The organism is Acinetobacter tjernbergiae DSM 14971 = CIP 107465 (genome assembly GCF_000374425.1).
Lineage (GTDB): Bacteria > Pseudomonadota > Gammaproteobacteria > Pseudomonadales > Moraxellaceae > Acinetobacter > Acinetobacter tjernbergiae.
In genome coordinates, this window is the sequence record NZ_KB894358.1 from 171,168 (window position 1) to 177,844 (window position 6,677).

Genomic DNA, 6,677 nt, shown 5'->3' on the forward strand with positions numbered 1-6,677 from the left:
TTATCAGCCCCCATCTATTCTTCGAATCAGTTATTGATAGCGATAGCGTGCCGAGCGTGCATGGGCATCAAGATTTTCTTCAACAGCAAGGACATCGGCGGTTTTCGCCAAGGTTTTAACCCCTTCTTTTGAGCACATAATCAGACTTGAACGTTTCTGGAAATCATAGACACCAAGCGGTGAAGAAAAACGTGCTGTACCAGAGGTCGGCAAGACATGGTTTGGACCAGCACAATAGTCACCAATCGCTTCAGGCGTATAGCGCCCCATAAAGATCGCACCCGCATGACGAATCTCTTGACTCATTAATTCTGCCTCATCGAGACATAATTCCAAATGCTCTGGAGCAACCTGATTAATGAGTTCAACCGCTTCTGCACGATCTTTAACAAGAATCAATGCACCACGATTTTGAATCGAAGTTCGAGCAATCTCTGCTTTTGGTAGTTCACTTAAATGTTTTTCAATCGCAGCATCAACCGCATTTAAAAGTGCTTCATCCGGAGTAACAAAAATGGCCTGAGCAACAGTATCATGCTCTGCTTGAGACAATACATCCATAGCTAGCCATTCTGCATTATTTTCACCTTCAGCATAAACCAAAATTTCCGAAGGCCCTGCAATCATATCAATACCGACCTGACCAAAAACAGCACGTTTTGCAGCAGCAACGAAACGATTTCCTGGACCTGTAATTTTATCTACCGCAGGAATTGTCTGTGTACCGTAAGCCAATCCAGCAACAGCTTGCGCACCACCAATCGTAAAGACTCGACTCACCCCTGCTAAATAAGCAGCAGCGAGTACCAATGGATTCAATTCACCATTTGGTGCAGGAACAACCATGATAATTTCAGGCACACCTGCCACATGAGCAGGCAAAGCATTCATTAATACTGAAGAAGGATAAGATGCCAACCCACCTGGCACATAAATCCCAACACGATCAAGTGGCGTGACTTTTTGACCTAGTGTATTACCCAACTCATCGACATAAGTCCAACCTTCTTGCTTTTGCGCTTGATGAAAAGTGCGAATACGTTTTGCAGCAAGCTCCAAGGCTTCACGAATTTCAGTACTTAAACCATCAAATGCTATTTTGAGTTGTTCTTGAGTGAGTTCTAGATCTGAGAATTGATGCGCAGGATGTCGATCAAACTGTTGTGTTAATTTAAGTACATGATCGTCACCATACTGACGAACATCAGCAATAATTTGATCTACAGTTTGTATTAATTGAGGATCATTAACTGTTTCAAATGCTAAAAGTTCAGCAAATCGTTGTTTAAAGTTTTGATCCTGAGTCGATAAACGTCGCATCAATTTACCCACAAGGCGAATAAGAGAAGGCTAAGTTTACTCTTTTTCAGGCGACTTGTGGGCATCATCTCTGCAACTATCGTTCAGTCATGATGGAAAATCACGTTTAACGTGATTTGATTGCTTCTTCCAACTGAACCAGAATTGGATTAAGGATCGCTTGCTTACGTTTAAAGCTGGCTTTATTGACAATTAAACGGGAAGAAACTTTGCAAATTTCTTCTAATGGTTCTAAACCATTGGCACGCAGAGTATTCCCCGTATCGACCACATCAACAATATAATCCCCCAAACCGACAAGTGGTGCTAGCTCCATTGAACCATAAAGCTTGATCACATCCACTTGCTCACCTAAGCTTGCATAATATTGACGTGTTAGATTGACGTATTTAGTCGCAATTTTCAAACGACCTTTAGGACGTTCCATACCAACCTTACCAGCAGTCATTAACTTACAATTCGCAATCTTTAGATCAAGTAACTCATAAACATGCTGAGCGCCATGCTCCATCAATACATCTTTACCCGCCACACCAAAATCTGCTGCACCATTCTCAACATAAGTCGGTACATCAGAAGCACGTAAAATCAAAATACGTACTTTTTTATGTGTAGTTGGAAAAATTAATTTACGTGATTTATCAGGATCTTCTAATAAATTAATACCCGCATTCTCAAGTAAAGGTAAGGTTTCTTTTAAGATACGTCCTTTACTGAGTGCTAAGGTTAAACCATGATCAAAATTACCCATTACATCAAAATTTGGATCATCGTTTCTTACGTCATTCATCCTTTCACTCGCTTAATCTGAGCACCTAAACTTTGTAACTTTTCTTCGATTTGTTCGTATCCACGATCAATATGATAGATACGATCAACTAAAGTCTCACCTTCTGCGACTAATGCAGCAAGAACCAAAGAAAATGATGCGCGTAAATCAGTTGCCATAACAGGAGCTGCTTGTAGTGTTTCTACACCAGTCACAACTGCATCATGTCCTTCAACTTGAATGTTCGCACCCATACGAGATAATTCTGGAACATGCATAAAACGATTTTCAAAAATTGTTTCTGAAATCGTTGCAAAACCACGACCAATCACATTGACCGCCATAAGCTGTGCTTGCATATCAGTTGGAAATTCTGGATGGGGCAACGTTCTGAAACTAACTGCTTTAGGACGCTTGCCCTGCATATCCAATTCGATCCAGTCGTCGCCACGAGTCACTTCTGCACCCATTTCTTCAAACTTATCCAATACTGCTTCTAGTAATGCTGGATCCGTATGCGTGGTTTTAACTCGACCACCTGTAATTGCAGCAGCAGCCAAATATGAACCTGTTTCAATGCGGTCAGCAACAACGGCATATTCACAGCCATGTAAGCTTTCAATACCTGTCACAACTAGCGTATCTGTATCCAAGCCTTCGATCTTAGCACCCATTTTAATGAGCATTTGTGCAAGATCAGTGATCTCAGGCTCGCGAGCAGCATTACGAATCGTGGTTACACCATCAGCCAATACAGCAGCCATCAAGATATTTTCAGTACCACCGACTGTAACCATATCAAAAATGACTTCACCACCTTTTAATCGACCATCAACTGAAGCATGAACATAACCATTTTCAACTTCAATCTGTGCGCCCAAAGCTTCTAAGGCTTTTAAATGTTGATCAACAGGGCGTGATCCAATTGCACAACCTCCAGGTAATGAAACTTTGGCATTACCATAACGAGCCAATAATGGACCAAGTACCAAGATTGATGCACGCATGGTTTTCACGAGTTCATAAGGTGCAAACTGATTGTCTAATGTTGATGCATCAGCACGAACCGTATCACCCTCATAAGTCATGGTGACACCTAAGCCAGCAATCAACTTCACTAAGGTATTAACATCTTTTAAATGCGGTACATTGGTTAACGTAATCGGAGAATCAGCAAGAATCATTGCTGCAAGTAAAGGTAAAGCCGCATTTTTAGCACCAGAAATACGGACTTCACCATCGAGCTTAACACCGCCCGTAATTAAAAATTTATCCATTAATATTTAAGCTCCGAAAAGGCTTGCTTTGCGCCATTCGTCTTTTGTCATTGCACGAATCGTGACCGCATGAACTTCACCACTCGCAATATAAGAATTTAACGGTGCGTAAACGGCTTGTTGACGAGTAACCGTACGCTTACCATCAAACTGATCATCAACAATTCGAAGGTCGAATTTTCCAGCTTGGCCACTCACTGCTACTTCTGCTTCAGGGAAAGCTTCTTTTAAAATTTGCGTGAGCTGCTCACTATTCATTACAAGACCTCTTATACAACCATTGGCGTAAAACGGTATATTTTACTATAACTTTTTCACATAATTCAGTAAGCCGTTTCTTTTTTTATCGATAAAAAAAGAGGCTATGTCAAAAGCCTCTTTTGATAAAGAAAAAACTTAGGTCAATATTGCCAGCTCATGCTGATAAGAACACTGTATTTTTCTATGTTTTGCAAGCTGTCTTTTTAATTTTTCTGTTAATTTATTAATTGAAGTATACATATCATCAGCCGTTGCCTGCGCAAACAACTCAATCCCTGGCAGACGAATAATCGCTTCAGCAATATGATTTGCACTACCTTTGTGAGATCGCTTATCAATTTGATGATCTTTAGCCAATTTGATTTGCATACTATTTACTTGATCTAGATGCTTGGTCATTTGACTAAATTTAGTTTTTATATTTTCTTCAATAGCAGGCGTGATGGTTAAATGGTGTCCACGAATTGTTATTTGCATAATTCTATCCCTCACCTTTTCTAAGGATACAAAAAATCGCTCAGGCAATATTAATGCTCACAATGTGATTAAACATCCATTAAATCATCCGAACGATTCCTTTAGTGATTATTGAAAAATTCATTATTTCGTCATAATGAACGCTTAGAATAGTCACACCTTGAAATTTAGATCAAGACTTTTCTTTCTGAAGACGATGGAATATGTAACGATTCGCGATATTTTGCGACAGTCCGTCGAGCAACCTCAATCCCTTCATTTTTCAACATTTCAGCAATTGCATTATCTGACAAAGGCTTGCGTGGATTTTCATTTAAAACCAGCTTTTTAATCATTGCACGAATAGCAGTAGATGATGCCTCCCCACCTGCAGTCGTTCCAACGTGGCTGGAAAAGAAGTACTTCAACTCAAATAAACCACGCGGAGTTAACATATACTTATTCGTGGTCACACGTGAAACTGTAGATTCGTGCAATTCAACCTCTTCAGCAACATCTCGAAGCACTAGAGGTTTCATTGCTTCTGCTCCTTGTTCCAAGAAGGCACGTTGGTGTTCAACTATACAAGTTGCAACTTTTAATAAGGTTTTATGACGTTCATCAATACTTTTAATAAAGTTTTTTGCGTCAAGCATCTGATTTCGTAAATATACGTTATCATCACTTTGATCAGCACGACGAATCATATTTGAATAAAAAGAATTAACCCGTAATTTAGGCATAACATCAGGGTTAAGCTGTACTTGCCAATGCTGGTCTTTCTTAGAAACGACCACATCAGGAACTTGGTATTCAGATTCTTGTTGGTTAAACTCTAAACCAGGATATGGTTTTAAAGTTTTTAATAGATCAACCGCACCTTTCAATTGCTCTTTAGATAAACCAGTTTGTTTCAATAACTTATTTAAATCATTTGAAATTAACAACTCATAATATTGCAATAATTTCTTTGCTTCGACCAAATACTGAGCTTTCGTATCTACTGTTTCTAATTGAATATTTAAACATTCCGCCAAATTACGAGAACCAACACCAATCGGGTCTAAGCGTTGTATATGTTTTAAAACAACAATAATTTCATCTTGCTCAACCTCTTCATTACTTTCCATTTCTTGTAATAATCGAGTAACTGCTAGTAAAATATCATCTAAACCAGTGTCTAAAAAACCCTTATCGTCCAGAGAATCTACAATACAATATGCTATCAACTTATCTACAATAGAAAAATGCAGTAAATTCACCTGTTCTAGAATATGCTCTTTCAGGCTTAATTGAACTTGACGATTATCTTCTCTTTCTTCATATTCTGGCGATGCTAAAGCCGTCGATTGATGGGTATAAATATCATCCCATTCCGTATCAACGGGCAAATCATTTGGTAAATGATCCGCATTAAGTTCAGTAGTTAAATCTGCCGCTTCATTTGGCTCTAAAGAAGATAAACTTTCAGTTGTATTTATCTCTTCAATTTTTTCAAGTAAAGGGTTACTATCTAATTGAATTTGTATTTCTTGTTCCAATTCCAAACTAGAAAGTTGTAGTAAACGAATTGCCTGCTGTAATTGAGGGGTTAACGACAAACTATTCGCAACTTTCAACCCAACAGATAATTTCATAGCACCTTCCTTTTAAGATAAGCAAAAAACATGCCTACTTATATATTTATAACATAATGCAAAGTTTACGCCTATAGAAGAACGAATATTCATCACACTTTTTCTATTAAAAAAAAATAATTGATTTGATAATTTTGATAGAAATAATCATAAGCTGTCATAAAAGACTATTTGTTATCCACAATTATTATTAAAAATACACTTAATTTCATTTCTCCAAAAATTTTTAAATCAATACCTTCAAGAGATTTAGCAAGGTAAAACTTTTTTACTCTATAATTTGCTGCTTTAGGCATTCACTCATTTCATCCAATACTTTCTGCCCCATAGTTTTTCGCACAAGATCATTTAAATCCCCTGATAGAAAGCCAGACCAAGTCGTACTCGTTGAACCAGAAGAATGCGCATAACGACCAGAAGCAGACCAGACCTTTTGATCTGATGTAATAAAAGCTACATATAACTCCCCTTCAGGATCATCCAATATCCATTCGCGAATAACCCTAGGTTCTTGATTTTGTTTCTCTATGTTTTTTAAAGCTGTTCAATATTAAGAAACACAAATAGATAGAAGCAATAGCAGATAAAAGTATTTTATTAAAATGAGCATTTACGAGAGTTTTAAATATCAATTCACAATAATTTTTTTATTAATATAATATATTTTTAATTCTGCCCCAATAAAAAACACCCCCTAACCGCTAGGTTAGGGGGTGTTAGAGTTTAAAAGCTGGCGATGACTTACTCTCACATGGCAAACGCCACACTACCATCAGCGCTAAGAGGTTTCACTTCTGAGTTCGGGAAGGGATCAGGTGGTTCACTCTTGCTATTGTCGCCAGCAAACTGTTGTGGTGCTTTGGGGTCTTATTCACATTACTTAATAATGTATGCCTTACTTACGAACCAAAGAGTTATTAACGGATTAGATAATTGGTCTGTATTGTAACTAGTATT

Annotated in this window: 6 protein-coding genes, 1 rRNA gene and 1 pseudogene; all 8 read right to left on the reverse strand. The window is 38.0% G+C overall.

The window, feature by feature from the left end; translation table 11 throughout:
• Positions 1-30: 30 nt before the first annotated feature.
• Positions 31-1,320 carry a histidinol dehydrogenase gene (hisD, locus tag C502_RS0106405; RefSeq protein ID WP_018678003.1) on the reverse strand — a complete coding sequence of 430 codons (1,290 nt, stop codon included), beginning with the start codon at positions 1,318-1,320 and terminating at the stop codon, positions 31-33.
• A gap of 106 nt (positions 1,321-1,426) precedes the next feature.
• Positions 1,427-2,110 carry an ATP phosphoribosyltransferase gene (gene hisG, locus C502_RS0106410; protein ID WP_018678004.1) on the reverse strand — a complete coding sequence of 228 codons (684 nt, stop codon included), beginning with the start codon at positions 2,108-2,110 and terminating at the stop codon, positions 1,427-1,429.
• On the reverse strand, positions 2,107-3,366 hold the full coding sequence (gene murA, locus C502_RS0106415; protein ID WP_018678005.1) for a UDP-N-acetylglucosamine 1-carboxyvinyltransferase: 1,260 nt from the start codon (positions 3,364-3,366) through the stop codon (positions 2,107-2,109). Before murA ends, hisG begins: the two co-directional genes overlap by 4 nt.
• A 6-nt stretch (positions 3,367-3,372) precedes the next feature.
• Positions 3,373-3,624: a BolA family iron metabolism protein IbaG gene (ibaG, locus tag C502_RS0106420; protein ID WP_018678006.1), complete on the reverse strand. Its 252-nt coding sequence runs from the start codon at positions 3,622-3,624 to the stop codon at positions 3,373-3,375.
• 138 nt (positions 3,625-3,762) lie between these two features.
• On the reverse strand, positions 3,763-4,104 hold the full coding sequence (gene hpf / locus C502_RS0106425; RefSeq protein WP_018678007.1) for a ribosome hibernation-promoting factor, HPF/YfiA family: 342 nt from the start codon (positions 4,102-4,104) through the stop codon (positions 3,763-3,765).
• 167 nt (positions 4,105-4,271) lie between these two features.
• Positions 4,272-5,720 (reverse strand): RNA polymerase factor sigma-54, encoded by a 1,449-nt coding sequence (locus C502_RS0106430; protein WP_018678008.1) that lies wholly within the window; start codon positions 5,718-5,720, stop codon positions 4,272-4,274.
• Between the two features lie 268 nt (positions 5,721-5,988).
• A pseudogene (locus C502_RS0106440) lies at positions 5,989-6,313 on the reverse strand (hypothetical protein).
• A 135-nt stretch (positions 6,314-6,448) separates the two neighbouring features.
• Positions 6,449-6,563: ribosomal RNA gene (gene rrf, locus C502_RS0106445) — 5S ribosomal RNA — on the reverse strand.
• Positions 6,564-6,677: the final 114 nt, after the last annotated feature.

What these genes read in the sequence shown, in the direction of transcription:
- hisD (WP_018678003.1), bottom strand. Translation starts at nt 1,320, where the DNA reads ATGCGACGTTTATCGACTCAGGATCAAAACTTTAAACAACGATTTGCT.
- hisG (WP_018678004.1), bottom strand. Translation starts at nt 2,110, where the DNA reads ATGAATGACGTAAGAAACGATGATCCAAATTTTGATGTAATGGGTAAT.
- murA (WP_018678005.1), bottom strand. Translation starts at nt 3,366, where the DNA reads ATGGATAAATTTTTAATTACGGGCGGTGTTAAGCTCGATGGTGAAGTC.
- ibaG (WP_018678006.1), bottom strand. Translation starts at nt 3,624, where the DNA reads ATGAATAGTGAGCAGCTCACGCAAATTTTAAAAGAAGCTTTCCCTGAA.
- hpf (WP_018678007.1), bottom strand. Translation starts at nt 4,104, where the DNA reads ATGCAAATAACAATTCGTGGACACCATTTAACCATCACGCCTGCTATT.
- C502_RS0106430 (WP_018678008.1), bottom strand. Translation starts at nt 5,720, where the DNA reads ATGAAATTATCTGTTGGGTTGAAAGTTGCGAATAGTTTGTCGTTAACC.